The following is a 17,422-nucleotide window of genomic DNA, read 5'->3' on the forward strand; positions in this document are numbered from 1 at the left end:
GCGCCAGGCCGTCCGGGTCCGGGACGGGCGGACCCGGACGGCCCCCGCCCGTCCCGTACGATCAGCCGGTCCCGCCGCGCAAGGAGATCCTCTCGGTGACCGCCGTCGTACCCCCGTCCCGTCCCGCTCCCTCGGCGCCCGCGGTGGAGCACCTGACCCGCACGGAGGACGGCGCGTCGCTGGGCTCCCTGCTGTGGCGGGCGGGGGAGGGCTGGCGGATGATCAGCAACGCCGTCCTGGGCGGGGGCATCGGCGAACGCGCCTGGGTCCTCAACGCCCAGGTCGCCCACGGCTACCGGCGCACCGACCCGGACCGGCACCTCGCCGAACTCGCCCGCGACGCGAGCGCGCATGGGCCGGGCGTCGGGCTGATGACGGCCGCGGACGTCCGGGCGTACGGCAGCGGGCACGACGGCGAGGTGACGGCCGTCGCCACCGCGGGTCTCGGCGTGCGGGGCTGGGCGGCGGACTGGACGGAGGCCGCCGCGACGGCCGTTCGGCCTGGGACCGTGAACATCGTGGTCGCCGTGCCGGTGGCCCTGACCGACGCGGCCCTGGTCAACACGGTCATGACCGCGACCGAGGCCAAGGTCCAGGCACTGGTCGACGCCGGGCTCGACTGCTCCGGCACCCCCACGGACGCCGTGTGCGTCGCCGTGCGCCGCCCCCGTGCCGGCGAGGAGACGTACGCCTTCGGCGGGCCCCGCTCGCTGTGGGGGTCCCGCGTGGCCCGCGCCGTCCACCAGGCCGTCACGGCCGCCACCCCCTAGTTCCCCGGCGGGTCACCGCTCCCCGTGACCTCACGGCCGGTCTCCATGCCCCGCAGTGCCTGCCGCACCGACCACAGGACGGCCACGAAGGGCACGGCCACCACCGCGCCGATGAAGCCGGCCGCGACGGCCCCGCCCACGACGGCGAGGACCACGACGACGGGATGCAGGCTGACCGCCCAGCTCAGCACGAGGGGATGCAGCACATGCCCCTCGATCTGCCCGATGACGACGATCAGCGCCACCACGATCAGCGCCGTCGTCGGCCCCTTCGCCGCCAGCGCCACGACGGCCGCGACGGCCAGGGCGACGGGTGAGCCGATCAGCGGGATGAAGGCGGCCGCGAACTCCAGCAGCGCCAGGGGCACGGCCAGCGGAACGCGCAGCGCGAGCAGGGCGACGCCCACGAGGACGGCGTTGGTGCCCGCGACCAGCAGGATGCCGTGGGTGTACCCGGTGAAGGTCCGCCAGGCGGCCCGGCCCGCCACCCCGACCGGCCGTCGCGCGGAGGCGGGGAGCTGGTCGCAGATCCACTGCCACTGCCGCTCGCCCGAATGCGTGAAGAACACGGCGCAGAACAGCGCCAGCGCGAGCACGGTGAGGACTTCCACGAGCCGGCTCGCACCGCTCACCGCCTCACTGATGACCGTGGACCGATGCTCGGACAGCAGCGTGCCGATCCGCTTCTGCACATCGCTGAAGGTGTCCGCGGGAAGCCGGAACGGCGGTCCCTCCAACTGGCCCTCGATCCGGTCGATCCCCTTCTCGAACTCGCTCTGCAGGCCCTTGCGCTGGTCGGCGACCGTCGCACCGACCAGCACCAGCGCCCCGACGACCAGCGCCAGGGCGCCGACGAGGGCCGTCGCGACCGCGAGCGGACGGGGCAGCCGGCGGGCGAGGAGCCCCGTGACCGGGCGCAGCACGGTGGTGAGGACCAGCGCGAGGAAGACGGCGACGGCGATCCGGTGGAACTGCCCGAGCACCGAGAAGGCGGCCCGCACGACGACCGCGACCGCGATGATCCGCCACGCGTAGGCGGCCGACGTCCGCAGCCATCCCGGCACGCCCGGGTCCGTGCCGCTCGGGCGACCCGGCGGCGGGGAGGACGGATCGGGGGGAGTGGCCATCTCCATGCCCCGTACCACCCCGCGTCCGGGGGATCGCGGCCGGTGCCCGCAATTCGCCCGAAGGCCGGTACACCCTGACAATCAGGAGATGTACGGCATGTCTGGCCGCCCGGTCGGGTCATGCCGTACCGCGTCGCCGTGGCGTCGGCCGGGAGGACATGCTGATGGGCGCTGAGGGTTCGCCGGTGCGGACGCCGACGCACGGCGGGCACCTGCCGTGACCGGCACGGCGAGGCGGACCGCGATCCTGCGCCGGGCGGCGCGCGTGGCGCTCGCCGCGTCCATGGGCTTCTACACCTGTCTGTACGGCTTCGACGAGCCCGTGCTCGCGCTGTACGCGCTCTTCGCGCCGATCTCGCTGGGCCTGCTGTCCACCATCCCGGGGTCGGGGCGGCAGCGGGCCGAGGTGATGCTCAAGGCCCTTCCCGTGGGCCTCGCGCTGGTGGCGCTCGGTACCGCGCTGGCCGTGCACACCTGGGCGGCCGTGCTCGGCATGCTCGTCGTGGGGTTCCTGCTGGCCTTCGCGGCCGTCGCGGGCCCCCGCCCGGCCGGGGCCGCCCCCGCGCTCCAGCTCTTCTACATCCTCGCGTGCTTCCCGCCCTACGAACCGGACGCGCTGGGGCTGCGGCTGGCGGGACTCACCCTCGGCGTGCTGGCGCTGGTGCTGTGCGAACTGTTCGTCCTGCCGGACCCGCCCGACCCGACCTACCGTGCCGCGCTGGCGGCGGCGCTGCGGACGGCGCGCGACGCCGTCACGGGGGAGACCGCCCTCTCCCCGCAGGCGCTGCGCGAGGCGGGCGCGCGGCTGCGGCTGTCCGCGGTGGCGCCCGCGCAGCGGCCCGCCGGACCCGGACGCGCCATGCGCGGGCTGGCCCAGGCGGGGACCGCCACCCGCCGGCTGCTGGAGCAGCTGGCCCATCTGACCGAGACCGGTGAGCTGCGCGGCCTCGCCACCCCCGAGGGGCAGGGCGCCAACGGCGCGGACCGGGCCCTGCGCTCGCTCCTGCCGCGGGTGACGGGCCTGCTCGACGACACCGTCACCGCGCTGCGCACCGGCCGCGCCGCGCCCGGCCCGCACCGGACGGACGAGGCCATCGAGGACTTCCAGCGGATCCGCGTCCGGCAGGCCACCGGGCCCGCCGACGAGGTGCCGCCCGCGGACGTGCTGCGCCGGCAGGCGCTGCTGCTGTCGGTCGCCGAGTCCGTGCGCACCCTGGAGATCTCCGTGCGGGTCGGCCTCGACGGACGGCGCAGGGCGCCCATCGACCCGCCGGTGCTGTTCTGGTACGCGTACAGCACCGTCCCGCGCCTGTGGCTGCGGCGGATCACCGGGAACCTGACGCCGCGCTCCGTGCAGTTCCACAACGCGCTGCGCATCGCGATGGCGCTCGCCGCGGCACGGCTCGTGGCCGGGTCGCTCGACCTGGCCCACGGCTTCTGGGTGCTGCTGACGGTGCTCACCCTGAGCCGGACCACCGTCGGCGAGACCTGGGCGGCCATCCGCCTGGCCGTCCTCGGCAACCTGCTGGGCGCCGTCGCCGCCGGCGCGCTGCTCATCGGGCTGGGCCGGCACACCGACGCCTACGCCGCGATGCTGGCCCCCGCCATGCTGCTCGCTTTCTCCGTGGGGCCGTTGCTGGGCATCGCCTGGGCCCAGGGGCTGTTCACCCTGGTGGTGTCCTCCGCGTTCGCCCAGATCAGTCCGGCGTCCTGGCAACTGGCCGAGGTGCGCATCGTGGACGTCGTCACCGGCAGCGCGATCGGACTGCTGTGCGGGCTGCTCGCCTGGCCGACCGGTGCCCGCGCGGAGGTGCGCCGCACCATGGCGGGGCTCCTGCGCGAGTGCGGGCCCCTGATCAAGGACACCGTCGGCATGCTCGCCGCCGTGCCACCCGGATCGGTGCCGCCCCCGCCGACGCTGCCCGCCCTGCATCGGCTGCGGCTGGCGGAGGCCGCGTACGCGCAGTTCCGCAGCGAACCCGGGGGCGGCGGGCACGGCGGGGCCGACTGGCAGGCCGTCCTCCTGACGGCGCACCACGTCTTCCTGGGCGCCCAGTGGCTGCCCCGCTTCGATCTTCCCGTCGCCGCGCTGCCGCCGTCCGCGGCCGACCGGCAACGGGCAGGCGCCCGGGCCCTCGCCGAGACCACCGACCGGCTGGCCGCGCTGTGCGCCGGTGACACACCGCCGCCCCGGCGGACGGAGCCCCCGGCCGTGCGCCCGTCGGGGCGGCCCACACCGGCGCTGGTCGACCTCGACCTCTGGCTGCGGGGCCTCGCCGCCCAGCTCGGCCGGATCGAGTCCGGGCTGCCCGACGCGCTCCGGCGGCCCCCGCGCACCCGGTCCGAGGAGTAGAGGGCCGTGCGGTGCGAGCGGGCGAAACCCCGTGCCGTAGCGCGGGAACGTGCCCGGACGGTGGTCCACTGGGAGTCCGTTTCACTCCTTCATGTCCCGGTTCCGATCGGTAGGCGCGCCGGGTGGGCCGCGGGCCCCCGAGGGCACGCGGGGCTCGCCGTCGCGGCCGCGTTCGGCCCAGGGAGTGCATTCGACCGGCGGACCGAGCAGGCGGGGAACACATGGGCGCATCCACACCCGAGGTGTCGGCAGAAGTGCAGGTGTGCAGGTGACGGAGAGTGAGAAGGGGCCGTGCATGCTGGAACTGAGGCCGACGGCCGCCGACGCGGCGCGCGCGCCCGCGACGGCCCTCGACGCCGCCCGCGACGTCGACGCCGTGCTGGACGACGTCCTGGACGCGAGACTGCGCCAGGCCCGTCAGGTGGACCCGGTCTTCGCCGAGGACGTCGCCGACCGGGTCGCCGGTCTGATCCGCAGAGGCGGCAAACGGCTGCGCACCGCGTTCGTCTGGTGCGGATGGCGGGCGGCGGGCGGCACGGGCGACGCCACCGCGGTGCTGCGCACCGGCGCCGCCCTCGAACTCCTCCAGGCGTGCGCGCTCATACACGACGACCTGATGGACGGCTCACCGCTGCGCCGGGGCGGTCCCACGATGCACGTGGAGCTGGCCCGCCTCCACAGCGCCACCCGAATGACCGGTTCGAGGGAGTCGTTCGGCGCCTCCGCCACCGTGCTCGCCGGCGACCTGGCGCTCGCCTGGGCCGACGACCTGCTGACCGAGACGGCACTGCGCCTCCCGCACGGCCCGCTGCTGTACGAGGAGTGGCGGGCCATGCGCGGTGAGATGGTCGCCGGGCAGTACCGCGATCTGCACGCCCAGGCCACCGGCGCGTCCGGCGTCGAGGAGGCGCTGACCGTCGCCACCCTGAAGAGCGCCCTGTACACGGTCGAACGGCCGCTCGCGCTCGGCGCGGCCCTCGCCGGGGCCGGCGCCCGCACCGTGGACGCTCTGCGCCGCGCCGGACGGGACGCCGGGCTCGCCTTCCAGCTGCGCGACGACCTGCTCGGCGCGTTCGGCGACCCGGCGCTCACCGGGAAGCCGGCCGACGAGGACCTGCGTACCCGCAAGCTGACCTACCTGCTCGCCGTCGCCGCCCGGCTCGCCGACGCCTCCGGCGACGAGGAGGCCGTGGCGGCGCTCGCCCCCGGCCCCTCCGAGCGGCCGGACGGCGCCGTCGAGCGGATGCGCAAGGCACTGGAGTGGACCGGAGCCCGCGCGCTGACCGAGGCGAAGATCGCCGAACTGGCCGCGGCGAGCCTGCGGCACTTCGAGGGGACCGGCGCGGACACCGCCGTACGCGAGGAGTTCGCCGCGCTGGTCGCGCGGGTCTCGGGCGGCGTCCCGCAGCGGACGGAGGACATCGCGTGAGGACCGTACCGGGACCGACGGAACACGTCGTCGTCGTGGGCGCCGGCCTCTCCGGCCTCGCCTGCGCCCTCCACCTGCTGGGTGCCGGACGCCGGGTCACCGTCGTCGAACGCGACGCCGTCCCGGGCGGCCGGGCCGGACGCGTCCAGCTCGGCCCGTACGCCGTCGACACCGGGCCCACGGTCCTGACCATGCCCCACCTGGCCGACGAGGCGTTCGCGGCGGTCGGCGACAGCCTCGCCCGCCACGTCGAGCTGATCCCGCTGCACCCCGCCTACCGGGCGCGGTTCGCCGACGGCAGCGCACTGGACGTGCACACCGACGGCGCGGCCATGGAGGAGGAGGTCCGGCGGTTCGCCGGACCGGCCGAGGCGGCGGGCTACCGGGACCTGCGGAACTGGCTGGAACGCCTCTACCGGGCGCAGATGGGCCGCTTCATCGACGCCAACTTCGACTCCCCGCTGCAGCTCCTCGGCCCCGACCTGGCCCGGCTCGCCGCCCTCGGCGGCTTCGGCCGCCTCGACCGGCGGATCGGCCGCTTCCTCGGCGACGAGCGGCTGCGGCGCGTCTTCTCCTTCCAGGCCCTGTACGCCGGCGTCGCCCCCGCCCGCGCCCTCGCCGCCTACGCCGTGATCGCCTACATGGACACCGTGGCCGGCGTCTGGTTCCCGCGCGGCGGCATGCACGCGCTTCCCCGCGGGATGGCCGACGCGGCCGCCGAAGCCGGCGCCGACCTGCGCTGGTCGGCCGAGGTCGACTCGCTGGAGCAGTCGGCCGGCCGGGTCCGCGCCGTCCGCCTCACCTCCGGGGAGCGCATCGCCTGCGACGCGGTGGTGCTGACCTGCGAACTGCCCGCCGCCTACCGGCTCCTGGGCCGCGCCCCGCGCCGCCCGGTCCCCCTGCGGCACTCCCCGTCCGCGGTGATCCTGCACGCCGGCACCGACCGCACCTGGCCCGGCCTCGCCCATCACACGCTGTCCTTCGGAGCGGCGTGGGAGTCCACCTTCCACGAACTCACCCGCACGGGCGCCCTGATGAGCGACCCCTCCCTGCTCATCACCCGCCCCACGGCCCACGACCCGGAACTGGCCCCGCCCGGACGGCATCTGCACTACGTCCTGGCCCCCTGCCCGAACACCGACGTCGGACCGTCCGCCCCCGCCTGGCGCGACCTCGGCCCCCGCTACCGGGACAGCCTCGTCGCCGAACTCGAACGGCGCGGCCTGACGGGCTTCGACGCGAGCGTCCAGGAGGAGATGCTGGTCACCCCGCTGGACTGGACCGCCCAGGGCCACGCCGCGGGCGGCCCCTTCTCGGTCTCCCACACGTTCGCGCAGACCGGCCCCTTCCGGCCCCGCAACCTCGTCCGCGGCCTCGACAACGCCGTCCTGGCCGGCTGCGGAACCACCCCCGGGGTGGGCGTGCCCACGGTGCTCGTCAGCGGCAAGCTCGCCGCCGCCCGCGTCACCGGCGTCACCGCGCGCCGCCGCCCGCCCCGCGCCCGTGCCCTTCCGCCCACCGGGCGCGTCGCGTCCGCCCCGACCGTACGAGGTACCGATGTCCCGTCGTGAACTGGACGCCGCCCGCATCACCGACCCCGCGCTGCGCGACGCCTACCTGCGCTGCCGCACCCTCAACGCCCGCCACGGGCGCACCTACTTCCTCGCCACCCGTCTGCTGCCGGTGGAACGCCGCTGCGCCGTGCACGCCCTGTACGGCTTCGCGCGCTGGGCGGACGACATCGTCGACGACCTCGACCGCAGCCGCACCCCGGCGGAACGGGACGTGCTGCTGCGCCGCCTGGAGAGCGACCTCGCGCACGGACTGCGCACCGGCGGCGGCGACGAACCCGTGGTCCGCGCCGTCGCCGACACCGCCGCCCGGTACGGCATCGACACCGCGCTGTTCGCCGACTTCATGGCCTCGATGCGGGCCGACCTGACCGTCACGGACTACCCGACCTACGCCGACCTGCGCGCCTACATGCACGGCTCGGCCGCGGTCATCGGCCTGCAGATGCTGCCGGTGCTCGGCACCGTCGTCCCCCGCGAGGAGGCGGCCCCCCACGCCGCGGACCTCGGCGTCGCCTTCCAGCTCACCAACTTCCTGCGGGACGTGGGCGAGGACCTGGACCGGGGCCGTGTCTATCTGCCGGCCGACCTGCTCGCCGCCCACGGAGTGGACCGGCCGCTGCTGGAGTGGAGCCGCCGCACCGGCCGGCGCGACCCGCGCATCCGCGCCGCGTTCGTCGCCGCCGAGGCCCTGACCCGCGAGGTCTACCGGGCCGCGGAACCGGGCATCGCGATGCTCGAACCCCGCGTACGGCCCTGCATCCGCACCGCGTTCACCCTGTACGGCGGCATCCTCGACGCCATCGCCGAGCAGGACCACGACGTCCTGCACCGCCGCGCGGTCGTGTCGCTCGGCCGCCGCGCGGCCACCGCCGCGGCCGGCGCCGCCCGCATCCTCGCGGCCCGCCGGCACACCACCAATCGCGCCGCGCACCCGGCACCCCGGGCCGGGCAGCCGGCGCCGCAGACGAAAGGGCGGGCAAGGTGACCCGACGACCGGACGACCGCTGGACCTCACCGCTGCGGTTCCGCCGCCCGCCGGACTGGGCGCGCCAGCAGCCCTCCTGGCGGCAGGCGCGCCCCGCGCTCATCGCCGACGCCCTCAAACGGGCCTCGGCCCGCCCCTCCGGCAACTGGTTCGTCGTCGGCGCCTCCCGCGACATCCGGGCCGGCGAACGCCCTTACGGCAGGACGGTCGGCGGCGTCGAGGTCGTGCTGTGGCGCGGGCAGGACGGGACACCGCACGCCGGGTCCGGGATCTGCCCGCACCTGGGAGCGCCGCTGCGCGACAGCCGCGTGGTGTGCGGCACGCTGGTGTGCCATTGGCACGGACTCGCCCTGGACGGCGCGCCGTTCGCCGGCTGGGAGCCCTACCCCGTCCACGACGACGGCGTCCTCGTCTGGGTGCGCCTCGACGCGGTCGGCGGCGAGGAGCCGCTGGAGCGGCCGGTGGTGCCGCGGCGCCCGGCCGGGGGCGCGCTGGACGCCGTGTTCACGGCGGTCGGGGAGTGCGAAGCGCAGGACGTGGTCGCCAACCGCCTCGACCCCTGGCACGGCTCGTGGTTCCACCCGTACTCGTTCGTCGACCTCAAGGTGGTCGGCTCGCCGGACGGCGACGGTGACGACGCGTTCGTGGTCGACGTCTCGTTCCGGGCGCTGGGCTCCTGGGTGGTGCCGGTGCGCGCGGAGTTCACCGCACCCGACCCGCGCACCGTCCTCATGCGGATCACCGAGGGCGAGGGGGCGACGTCCGTGGTGGAGACCCACGCCACCCCGCTGACCGCCGAGGGCGCGAGCAGGCCGCGCACCGCGGTGGTCGAGGCGATCGTCGCCGCATCCGACCGCCGCGGCTTCGCCTTGGCCAGAGCGGCCGCCCCCGCCCTGCGCCCTCTCATGCGCCGCACGGCCGGCCGCCTGTGGCGCGACGACCTGGCCTACGCGGAACGCCGCTGGGCACTCCGCAGCACGGGCCGCTTCCCCGGCTGAGCCGCCGTCCGGCGCGTGCTCGGGGCGCCCCCGGCGGCACGCCGAACGCGCGCGGCACCGTCCACAGCACGGGCGGTGCCCCGCGCGCCAGGCCGGGCGGCGTCGGGCGTCGCGCGGCTCGGGCCGCTTCCCCGGCTGAGCCGCCGTCCGGCGCGCGGGGTCCCGCCGCGAGTGAGCGGCACCGGCTCTCCAGCACCCGCGCGCAGGTCCCGCGTGGCTCGCGGCGACGCCCCGAGCCGCAGGGCGCGGCACCGCCCGGAACCCGCCCGGCGGGGAGGACCCGGCGACTCAGCGTGCCGCCAGTGCCCCGAGTGCCCGCAGCACCGGTGACCGTCCCGCGCGCGGCACCGTCCACAGCACCTGGCCGCGCACCCCCCGCGCGGCCAGCAGCGTGTTGGCCGCGAGGAAGCCTGTCGTGGCGGCCCGTTCCATCAGGGCCACCGGGAGGTCGCAGCGGATGGCGTCTCCGGCCAGCGTCAGCCAGGGGTGCGGGGTGCGGACCCGGGGCCGGCGGTCGTACGAACCCACCGGGAACAGGGGGCAGTCGGCCCGCCACTCGTGCCGGGCGTCGACCACCCGTGCCTCCCGGGTCTCCGGATACACCTCGTGCAGCCGGTCGAGGAGGCCGCGCTGCACGTCCTCGTGCCGGCCGCCGGTGACCGCGTACGCGTGCAGTTCCACCACCGAGCCGCCGGTCCGCCCGGCCCAGCGCCGGGCCTCGCCCTCGTAGCGGTCCAGGACGCTGATGTTGTCGAGGCCGTCGTACCCGCTGGTGCCGAGGAAGCCCGGCCGCTCCGGGCGGACGGGGCGGTCCAGCCAGAGCCGGGACACGAGGAACGGCGGGGCCGTCCGCAGCGCGTCGATGTCGTCCCGCCAGCCCGCCGTCCCCAGCCCGGGCGACGCGGCGACCAGGTGCCGCAGCGCACCGGGATCGAGGGCGAGCACCACCGCCTCGTGGGCCGTGGCCCCCGCGTCGGTCCGCACCTCGGCGCCGCCGCCCGCGCGGGGCCGGACGGCGTGGACGGGGGTGCCGGTGCGCACGTCCGCGCCCAGCCGCTCGAGGTAGTCGCCCAGCGGCTCCCACAGCGCCTGCGGGAACGGCTCGTCGGGCACGTCGAACAGCAGGCCCTCGGCCGAGCCGAGGAAGTAGATGTGGAACATCAGCAGCAGCTCGGCCGCCGACAGCTCGGCGGGGTCGGCGAAGAAGCTCCGCGAGAACACCTCGAACGCCAGGTGGTGCGCGGTCTCCGGGAAGCGGACGCCGTCGAGGAAGCGCGTCGCGCTGATGTGGTCGAAGCGCTCGTACACCTCCGGCACGCGCACGTCGAGCAGCGGCAGGGCGGCACGCGCGTTCATCGCGGCCAGGTCGCCCCAGCCGAAGGTGGGGCTGAGGACGACGAAGCCGAGGGCGCTGAACGGCGGTGTGCGCGGCACCTTGGCGAAGCTGTCGGTCAGGCCGCCGCTGTGCCGCAGCGGGTAGTCGGGCAGCGCAGTGAGCCGGTCGAGCGCGGGATCGGTGCGCCGCAGCAGGCCGCGCAGGTTGTAGTACTGGCGGAAGAACGCGTGGAACCCGCGGCTCATGGTGACGTCGGAGCCGTCCGTCAGACGGGTGCGCGTACCGGCGAGCCGGCCGCCCAGGGACTGCTCCCGCTCGTACAGGGTCACCCGGGCGCCCCGCTCGCCCAGCAGGGTCGCCGCGGCGAGCCCCGCGATCCCGCCGCCGATCACGGCGACGGACGGCGCGTCCCCGGGCGCGAACCGGTCCCGGCCGGGCGCGGGCATCAGCACCTCGGCCTTGCGGTCGCGGCCGCGCCGGGCGGCGGGCCGGCGGGTCCGGTCGGTCATCGGGCCTCCTCCGGCCGCGCGGAGGAGCCGTTGCGGGCGAGGAAGGTGTGCACGATGCCGGTCTGCCACCCGGCGACGGGCAGCGCCGTCACCTCCGTGAAGCCGGCACGGGCCAGCCGGTCCGTGAACGCGGGGGCGGTGTCGAAGCCGAGGACGCTGTGGCCCAGGTGCCGGTACAGGGCGCGGGCACCCGTGAGGCTGCCCATCGGGACGATCACCCCGTCGCACACCGCCCGCCACAGAGCCCGGTGCACCGCCGACCCGCTGAGGCTGTACTCGTGGACGGCCAGCCGCCCGCCCGGCCGCAACAGGGAGGACCGGACGGTGCCGAGCACCTGGTCGGGGTCGGTGACGTTGCGGAACAGGTAGGCGGCGAACACCGCGTCGTACGGACCCCCGTCGTCCGCCGCCGTCTCCTCGGCCGTACGGTGCAGGAACCGCACCTGCCGCGGCCAGCGCTTCTCCAGCGCCCGGCGCAGCATGCCGGCCGACGCGTCGACGGCGGTGATACGGGCGCGGGGCGCGGCCCGCAGCAGGGCGCGGGTGGAGGCTCCGGTGCCGCAGCCGAGGTCGAGGACGCGCAGCCCCTCGCCGTCCCGGGGGAGCCGCAACCGCCGTGCCGAGCGCAGGAGTTCGGCGCGGTAGCCGGGGTTGAGCGCGGTGAGGCGGTCGTAGGCGCCCGACGCGTGGTCGAAGGCGCGGGCCAGGTCGTGGTCGCGCAGCAGTGTCATGGGAGGCGTTCTCCGGATCGTGGTGCGGGGTGGGATCGGCGGGGCAGGAAGGGCAGTTCGAGGGCGGTGCGCAGCATCGGGCCCACGGGGCCGCGCAGTCCGATGGACCACTCCTCGCGGAGGGTGCTGGCGCCGTCGAGGAACCGCAGCAGCCGCTCGGCCGGGGTGTGGGCGAACAGCCCCGTGAAGAAGGCGGGCCCGTCGATACGGCCGGTGTCCAGGGCGCGCAGCATCACCGCGTCCATGGCGAGGGCCCGCCGCCCGTGCGGCGGGGGCACACGCGGGCGGCCCGCGGCCAGGGAGGCGGCGATCGCCCGGCTCTGGCGCTGGGCGGCGGCGAAGGTGTAGCCGGTCGAGGGGCGGGTCGCCCCGCCCGCCGTGCCGATCCGGTACACCGCGGGCCCGACCCGCACCGGGAAACGCGCGTCGGTCATCGGCACCACGCCCTGCTCGGCCGCCTCCACGCCGAACGCGCCCAATCCGAGGACGTCGTGGCAGTACCGGTCGAGGGCCTTCTCGTACGCCGGGGTGGTCAGGGGCGTCCGGGAGAACTCGGTGTACTCGACGAGGGCGTGGTCGGGCGCGAGCGGCAGGACGTAGCCGAAGGCGAGCCCGTGCGCGGGCTGCGGCACCCGGAAGTCCATCAGGTCGGCGACGGCGGGGTCGAACCGCGGCCGTGCCGTCCGTACGAACCAGCCGCGGAAGTGCTGGAGCAGCCGGGTGCGGGCCGGTGGCGGGGCGGCGAGGGGCCGTGAGTCGAAGACGAGGCGGGCCCGCACGGTCAGCGGACTCCCGTCCGGTGCCGTGCAGTCGGCCTCGGCCCCGCCGGGCGTGTCGCGTACGGCGCCGGCCGTGGCGCGCAGCACTCCGCAGCCGGGCCGCTCCGCCAGCCGGGCGTGCACGTACTCCTCGAACCGTGCCGAGCGGAGCATCCGGTAGCGCAGCGGGGACGGGTCGACGGTGTGCGCGACGCCGTTGCCGCCGTGCACCCGCAGCCGCGGCCAGGACGCGCTGACGACCTCGTCGAGGCCGAACGTGCCGTCGTCCCAGAAGCACCAGGTCCGGGCCGGAGGACGGGACGGGCCGTCGGGCGGCTCCACCACGAGCACGTCCGCCCCGGTCACGGCCAGCCGGTGCGCGAGGGAGAGCCCGGCGGCACCGCCGCCCAGGACGAGCACGTCGGTCTCCCGGACGGGGCCCGAGGAACCGCTCATACGGCCCTCCGGCGGGTGGCGGTGCGCACAAGGGGGCCGTCGCTGGTCACGCCTCGCTCCGGATCTGGGGGTCGGGCACGGTCTCGGTACGCACCCTCTTCCGGCCGCCGCCCGGCCCCGGATGCACCCGGGCCGGACCGGGGGACGCCGGGTACCCGCGCCGGCGCCCGGTCCCCGGGGCTCCCGTACGGACAGGCCGTCATGGTCCTCCTCGCCTCGTCGCGACCACAGCTACCGCGCCGGGCGGGTCGCGGGCGGTCGGCCCGCCCGGTGCCCCGGCGCGGCCCACCCGAATCGCCCTGCGTGACGCGCGTACCCGCCGCGCGGCGGTCGGGACGGCGCCGGTCAGCCCGGCATGCGCTGCTCCACGACGGCGACCGCCTCGGCCAGGCTCGTCGGGCGGGGCAGGCCGGGCATCGGCGCCCCCGCCCAGCCCGGTCCGAGGGGCAGCACCACCGGCCGCCGGCGCGCCCCCCGCACACCCCACTCCATCGCGGCCACGTGCTGGGCCAGCGGCCGGCTCGCCGTGGACCGGGCCTGAGCCCACAGCCCCACCACCGAGGGCCCGGTCCGCCGTACGGCCTCCACGAGCGAACCGGCCGGCAGCGCGCCGCCGAACATCCGCACCGGGACGCCGCGTTCGGACAGGGCGGCGGTCAGCACCTCCAGCGGCAGCGTGTGACTCTCCCCGGGCACGCACGCGAGCACGGCGACGGCGCCCGGACGGCCGGCGGCCACGGGCCGCGTACCGCGCCGCAGCGCACCGGAGACATGCCAGGACAGAAAGTGCTCCACCTCGACGTAGCGGTCGCCCGAGCTCTCCCACTTCCTGCCGACCGCCTGCAGCGTCGGCATGATCACCTCGGTCCAGGCGGTGACCAGTCCGTGCTCCTCGATCGCGTCCGCGAGCAGGGCGTCCAGCGCGGGCGCGTCCAGACGCAGCGCCGCGCGGGCGATCCCCTTGCACTCCTGGCGCGCGTCCCCCAGGCGCAGACCGCTGCCGGCCCGGCTGCGCCCGGACGCGGCCCGCCGGGGCGGGGGTCCGACGCGCGGACGGGAGCCGCCGGTGTCCTCCGGCGGCTCCTCGCGGGCCAGGCGCGCCGCCTCGGCCGGGGGGAGGCCGCTCGCGGTCAGCGCGCACATGCGCTCCAGCCGGGCGATGTCGGCGGGCGTCCAGCGGCGGTGCCTGCCACCCGTGTGGGCGTCCGGGCCCAGGCCGTAACGCCGGTCCCAGGTGCGGACGGTGGTGGGGGCCACCCCGAGCCGCCGGGCGACCTCGCCCGTCGTCAGCCCGCCGCCGCGCCCGGTGTCGCCGTCGTCGCTCGTGTCCGTGTCCACCCCGACAGTGTACGACGCAAGAACGACGCGTGTTGCTTGCGTCGTTTTGCTGTTCCGACACTGAGGGTCGCGCCGGTGAACGGCGACAGTCAGGGCTCGTCCGGCGGCCTTCCCGGCACACGGCGAGCGGCAGGAGGAACCGGGCCATGAGCACGCAACTGCGATCCCCCACTTCCGCGACGCCGTCCGCCGGCGCCCCGCCGGCCGAGGAGACCCTGTACGAGGAGGAGCTGGCCCGCGGCCTGCGCGCCGCCGACGAGCGGGCCTTCGCGGCGATCTACCGGCGCTGGGGCCCGCTGGTCCACACCATGGCCGCCCGGTCCCTCGGTGACACCCACGAGGCCGAGGACGTCACCCAGCAGGTGTTCATAGGCGCCTGGCGGGGACGGCACGGCTTCCGTCCCGAGCGCGGCCCGCTCGGCGCCTGGCTCGTCGGCATCACCCGCCGCAAGATCGTCGACGCGCTCGCGGCGCGGACGAGGCGCCTGGCACTGGCCGAGGCCGCGGGGCACGACTCCGTTCCGGTGGCGTCCGAGGGCACCGGACCCGACGACGTCCTGGACCGGGTCCTGCTGGTGGACGAGCTGTCCCGGCTCCCCGCCCGGCAGCGGCAGGTCATCTGTCTGGCCTTCTTCCACGACCTGACGCAGGCCCGGATCGCCGAGCTCACGGGCCTGCCCCTGGGCACCGTCAAGAGCCACACCCGCCGCGGCCTGTACCGGCTCCGCAGAGCGCTCGAACAGAGCCGCGCCGACGCGCGGAGCATCTAGGGGGGTGACTCGCCGATCATGCCGGGCTCCCGGCGTCCGGCACCGGACACCGCTCGCTGATCCGGCCCGATCGACGAGACATCCCCTGGACCGCATCCGCCGCACGTCCCGCGCCCGAAACAGCCACGAGTTCCCACGGAGGACGAGTTCACGCGCGAGAGGACGATCCCATGAAGGCCCGCTCTGCCCCGCCGCTCACCGGCCGCCGTGTCTGAGGCCGCCCCCGGGCACCTGGCGCCCGCCACCCTGGTGGAGTGGGCGCTGCGCGGCGACGGACCCGGCGACGACGGCGAAGCCGCACGGCACCTCACGGCCTGCGCGGGCTGCCGGGAGCAACTGTCCCGGCTGCGCCGGGTCGTGACCGTCGCCCGCGCGGTCGAGGCGCAGGACGTCCCCGCCGCCCCGTCCCGGCGCGTCTGGGAGAGCATCGAGCGGGAACTGCGCGCCTCCGGGGAACCGGACGAGCGCCCGCCGGCGGACTGAGACGACGGCCCGTCCGGCCACGTCCGCCCGTCAGGGCGACTTCTCCGCGGTATGGCACACCGGGCAGGTCATCCGCCGGGCCGGCCGGCTGTGGATCACCTTGCCGGGCTGCGCGGAACCGCGTATCTGCACCGGCTCCGTATGGACGTGCTCGGCGCAGACAGCCGCTCCGCACACCTGGCACACCGCGACCGCGTCAGTGGCGCGGTCCGACCGGTCGCATTCGTAGCACTTCATATCCGGACCTCTCCGCCAGCACGCCCGACAGCGTCGGCCCTCCACGCTCGCCGGGGGCCGGAGGTCCCCGGCGACTGCTCCGCAAGGCCATGGGAAGCCCGGCGGCGCCCCACCGCAACTCAGGCGCCCAGGACGGCCGCTCACCCCGGTGGACGCCCTGGGCGGGACACGGCCCCCTCCGGCCGTGAGGATGAGCGGGTGCTGGGCCCCTGAGGCCTCCGCCGGACGTCCCGACGCGAGGGAGAGGTATGAACCAGACGGATCCTGCCGGGAGCGGGGAGAGCCGGAACCAGGGGCGGCCGGCCCCGGAGGACGCCCCGGACCTCAGGCGCGTGGGGGCGCACCCCGACTTCTGGTACCCGGTGGCGCTGTCCCGCACGGTGCGCCGTGGCCGGGTCGTCGCCGCCGTCTTCGCCGGCGAACGCATCGCCCTCTTCCGGACCCGCGGCGGCGTCGTGCACGCCCTGGAGGACCGGTGCGCCCACCGGCAGGTGCCGCTGAGCATGGGCGTCGTGGAGGGTGAGACGCTGCGCTGCTGCTACCACGCGTGGGCCTACCGCGGCGACGGCCGCATCTCGCAGATCCCGTACCTCGCCAAGGGCGACCGCAGGCCCCCGCGCGGAGTGCGCGGCTATCCCGTCCGCGAGGCGTACGGGCTGGTGTTCGTCTTCCCCGGCGACCCGGACAAGGCCGCCGTCACCGAACTGCCCGACCTGCCGGCGTACGGCTCACCGCGGTACCGCACCATGACCTTCTCCCGGACGGTGCGCTGCCACTACTCGTTCCTGCACGAGAACCTCCTCGACATGAACCACCAGTTCCTGCACCGGGGCGTCGTCGGCACCCTGCACCCCCAACTGCTCGGCCACACCACCACCCCGCGCTCGGTCGAGGCGCGGTACCTGTTCACGCACGCCGGGGGCAAGCGCAACCGGGGCGCGGGCCTGCTGGCCGGCGAGGGCCTGAGCGGCAAGGACTCCGCGGACGTCATGACCATCCGCACCGAGTACCCGTACCAGACGCTCGACCTGGTGCCGGAGGGCGCCCACCACCCGGCGTTCCGGCTGTGGGCCGCGTACGTGCCCGAGGACGCCGAACAGCGCACCTGCCACGCCTACGGCCTGCTCATGATCGAGAAACCGAGGGTCGCCGCCGCGCTGCACCTGGCGTGGCCGCTCATCCGGCGGTTCACCGAGCGGGTGTTCGCCGAGGACCGCATGGCCGTGGAGGCCGAGCAGCGGGCCTGGGACGAACAGGGCGAGGACCGCAACCACGAGGTCTTCCCGCTGATCCTGGACGTGCGCTCGGTGCTGCGCGGCAACGGTGTCCCGCTGGGCGCCGGCACCCCGGTGTGCGGTGCGGGCCCGTCCGGCGGCTGTGCGACGGTGACAGCGGGGCACCGCCCCGCGTACGGCGGGACGGGCGTCGAGTTCCCGGCGGTCGACGGGAACTGACCGTGCGTGGCCCCGGAGCGGTCAGCCCGCTCTACCTTCTTGATCGGGTTGATCGGGCCATTCGTAGGGTTGGATCGCCCAGGGGTGCTGGGTGTGGCTATCAGCCCGCTGCCG

Annotated in this window: 15 protein-coding genes; 9 read left to right on the forward strand and 6 right to left on the reverse strand. The window is 76.1% G+C overall.

Annotation, left to right across the window (positions count from 1 at the left end):
* The first annotated feature begins 95 nt into the window (after positions 1–95).
* On the forward strand, positions 96–770 hold the full coding sequence (locus ACFRAC_RS23975; protein WP_382927150.1) for an adenosylcobinamide amidohydrolase: 675 nt from the start codon (positions 96–98) through the stop codon (positions 768–770).
* On the opposite strand, the gene ACFRAC_RS23980 is transcribed toward ACFRAC_RS23975, so the two are convergent.
* On the reverse strand, positions 767–1,897 hold the full coding sequence (locus tag ACFRAC_RS23980) for an AI-2E family transporter (protein WP_382927154.1): 1,131 nt from the start codon (positions 1,895–1,897) through the stop codon (positions 767–769). The genes ACFRAC_RS23975 and ACFRAC_RS23980 overlap by 4 nt on opposite strands.
* A gap of 283 nt (positions 1,898–2,180) precedes the next feature.
* On the opposite strand from ACFRAC_RS23980, the gene ACFRAC_RS23985 reads away from it, so the two are divergent.
* The 5 genes from ACFRAC_RS23985 (at position 2,181) to ACFRAC_RS24005 (ending at position 9,236) form a co-directional block, all read left to right on the forward strand.
* Positions 2,181–4,250 (forward strand): FUSC family protein, encoded by a 2,070-nt coding sequence (locus ACFRAC_RS23985; protein ID WP_382927207.1) that lies wholly within the window; start codon positions 2,181–2,183, stop codon positions 4,248–4,250.
* A 295-nt stretch (positions 4,251–4,545) separates the two neighbouring features.
* Entirely contained in the window at positions 4,546–5,679 is a 1,134-nt protein-coding gene (locus tag ACFRAC_RS23990) for a polyprenyl synthetase family protein (RefSeq protein WP_382927156.1), read from the forward strand.
* Positions 5,676–7,250, forward strand: coding sequence for a phytoene desaturase family protein (crtI, locus tag ACFRAC_RS23995; RefSeq protein ID WP_382927159.1), 1,575 nt, complete (start codon positions 5,676–5,678; stop codon positions 7,248–7,250). The genes ACFRAC_RS23990 and crtI overlap by 4 nt, the downstream gene beginning before the upstream one ends.
* Positions 7,237–8,238, forward strand: coding sequence for a phytoene/squalene synthase family protein (locus ACFRAC_RS24000; protein WP_382927162.1), 1,002 nt, complete (start codon positions 7,237–7,239; stop codon positions 8,236–8,238). The genes crtI and ACFRAC_RS24000 overlap by 14 nt, the downstream gene beginning before the upstream one ends.
* Entirely contained in the window at positions 8,235–9,236 is a 1,002-nt protein-coding gene (locus ACFRAC_RS24005; RefSeq protein ID WP_382927164.1) for a DUF5914 domain-containing protein, read from the forward strand. Before ACFRAC_RS24000 ends, ACFRAC_RS24005 begins: the two co-directional genes overlap by 4 nt.
* A gap of 288 nt (positions 9,237–9,524) precedes the next feature.
* Here ACFRAC_RS24005 and ACFRAC_RS24010 read toward each other — a convergent pair whose 3' ends face one another.
* The 4 genes from ACFRAC_RS24010 to ACFRAC_RS24025 form a co-directional block, all read right to left on the reverse strand.
* Positions 9,525–11,081, reverse strand: a complete 1,557-nt coding sequence (locus ACFRAC_RS24010; protein WP_382927167.1) for an FAD-dependent oxidoreductase — start codon at positions 11,079–11,081, stop codon at positions 9,525–9,527.
* The gene (locus tag ACFRAC_RS24015; RefSeq protein WP_382927171.1) at positions 11,078–11,812 is read right to left on the reverse strand and encodes a class I SAM-dependent methyltransferase; all 735 of its coding nucleotides are present in this window, start codon (positions 11,810–11,812) and stop codon (positions 11,078–11,080) included. Before ACFRAC_RS24015 ends, ACFRAC_RS24010 begins: the two co-directional genes overlap by 4 nt.
* On the reverse strand, positions 11,809–13,026 hold the full coding sequence (locus tag ACFRAC_RS24020; protein WP_382927175.1) for a lycopene cyclase family protein: 1,218 nt from the start codon (positions 13,024–13,026) through the stop codon (positions 11,809–11,811). The genes ACFRAC_RS24015 and ACFRAC_RS24020 overlap by 4 nt, the downstream gene beginning before the upstream one ends.
* A gap of 345 nt (positions 13,027–13,371) precedes the next feature.
* Positions 13,372–14,364 carry a MerR family transcriptional regulator gene (locus ACFRAC_RS24025; RefSeq protein WP_382927180.1) on the reverse strand — a complete coding sequence of 331 codons (993 nt, stop codon included), beginning with the start codon at positions 14,362–14,364 and terminating at the stop codon, positions 13,372–13,374.
* Positions 14,365–14,510: 146 nt separating this feature from the next.
* On the opposite strand from ACFRAC_RS24025, the gene ACFRAC_RS24030 reads away from it, so the two are divergent.
* Both ACFRAC_RS24030 and ACFRAC_RS24035 read left to right on the forward strand, forming a co-directional pair.
* Entirely contained in the window at positions 14,511–15,134 is a 624-nt protein-coding gene (locus ACFRAC_RS24030) for an RNA polymerase sigma factor (RefSeq protein WP_382927182.1), read from the forward strand.
* Between the two features lie 207 nt (positions 15,135–15,341).
* A complete protein-coding gene (locus tag ACFRAC_RS24035) occupies positions 15,342–15,617 on the forward strand; it encodes a hypothetical protein (RefSeq protein WP_382927185.1) in 276 nt (91 codons plus the stop codon).
* A 30-nt stretch (positions 15,618–15,647) separates the two neighbouring features.
* Here ACFRAC_RS24035 and ACFRAC_RS24040 read toward each other — a convergent pair whose 3' ends face one another.
* On the reverse strand, positions 15,648–15,854 hold the full coding sequence (locus ACFRAC_RS24040; protein ID WP_382927188.1) for a DUF2180 family protein: 207 nt from the start codon (positions 15,852–15,854) through the stop codon (positions 15,648–15,650).
* Positions 15,855–16,102: 248 nt separating this feature from the next.
* Between ACFRAC_RS24040 and ACFRAC_RS24045 the strand changes: the two genes are divergently transcribed.
* Entirely contained in the window at positions 16,103–17,308 is a 1,206-nt protein-coding gene (locus ACFRAC_RS24045; protein WP_382927191.1) for a Rieske 2Fe-2S domain-containing protein, read from the forward strand.
* The last annotated feature ends 114 nt before the right edge of the window (positions 17,309–17,422 follow it).

The sequence above is a fragment of the Streptomyces sp. NPDC056628 genome, from assembly GCF_042792555.1.
Classification (GTDB): domain Bacteria; phylum Actinomycetota; class Actinomycetes; order Streptomycetales; family Streptomycetaceae; genus Streptomyces.

Bases quoted from the DNA above. Each gene is read 5' to 3' on its own strand.
- ACFRAC_RS23980 (WP_382927154.1), bottom strand. From the start codon at position 1,897: ATGGCCACTCCCCCCGATCCGTCCTCCCCGCCGCCGGGTCGCCCGAGC.
- ACFRAC_RS23985 (WP_382927207.1), top strand. From the start codon at position 2,181: ATGGGCTTCTACACCTGTCTGTACGGCTTCGACGAGCCCGTGCTCGCG.
- ACFRAC_RS23990 (WP_382927156.1), top strand. From the start codon at position 4,546: ATGCTGGAACTGAGGCCGACGGCCGCCGACGCGGCGCGCGCGCCCGCG.
- ACFRAC_RS24000 (WP_382927162.1), top strand. From the start codon at position 7,237: ATGTCCCGTCGTGAACTGGACGCCGCCCGCATCACCGACCCCGCGCTG.
- ACFRAC_RS24010 (WP_382927167.1), bottom strand. From the start codon at position 11,081: ATGACCGACCGGACCCGCCGGCCCGCCGCCCGGCGCGGCCGCGACCGC.
- ACFRAC_RS24015 (WP_382927171.1), bottom strand. From the start codon at position 11,812: ATGACACTGCTGCGCGACCACGACCTGGCCCGCGCCTTCGACCACGCG.
- ACFRAC_RS24020 (WP_382927175.1), bottom strand. From the start codon at position 13,026: ATGAGCGGTTCCTCGGGCCCCGTCCGGGAGACCGACGTGCTCGTCCTG.
- ACFRAC_RS24030 (WP_382927182.1), top strand. From the start codon at position 14,511: ATGAGCACGCAACTGCGATCCCCCACTTCCGCGACGCCGTCCGCCGGC.
- ACFRAC_RS24040 (WP_382927188.1), bottom strand. From the start codon at position 15,854: ATGAAGTGCTACGAATGCGACCGGTCGGACCGCGCCACTGACGCGGTC.
- ACFRAC_RS24045 (WP_382927191.1), top strand. From the start codon at position 16,103: ATGAACCAGACGGATCCTGCCGGGAGCGGGGAGAGCCGGAACCAGGGG.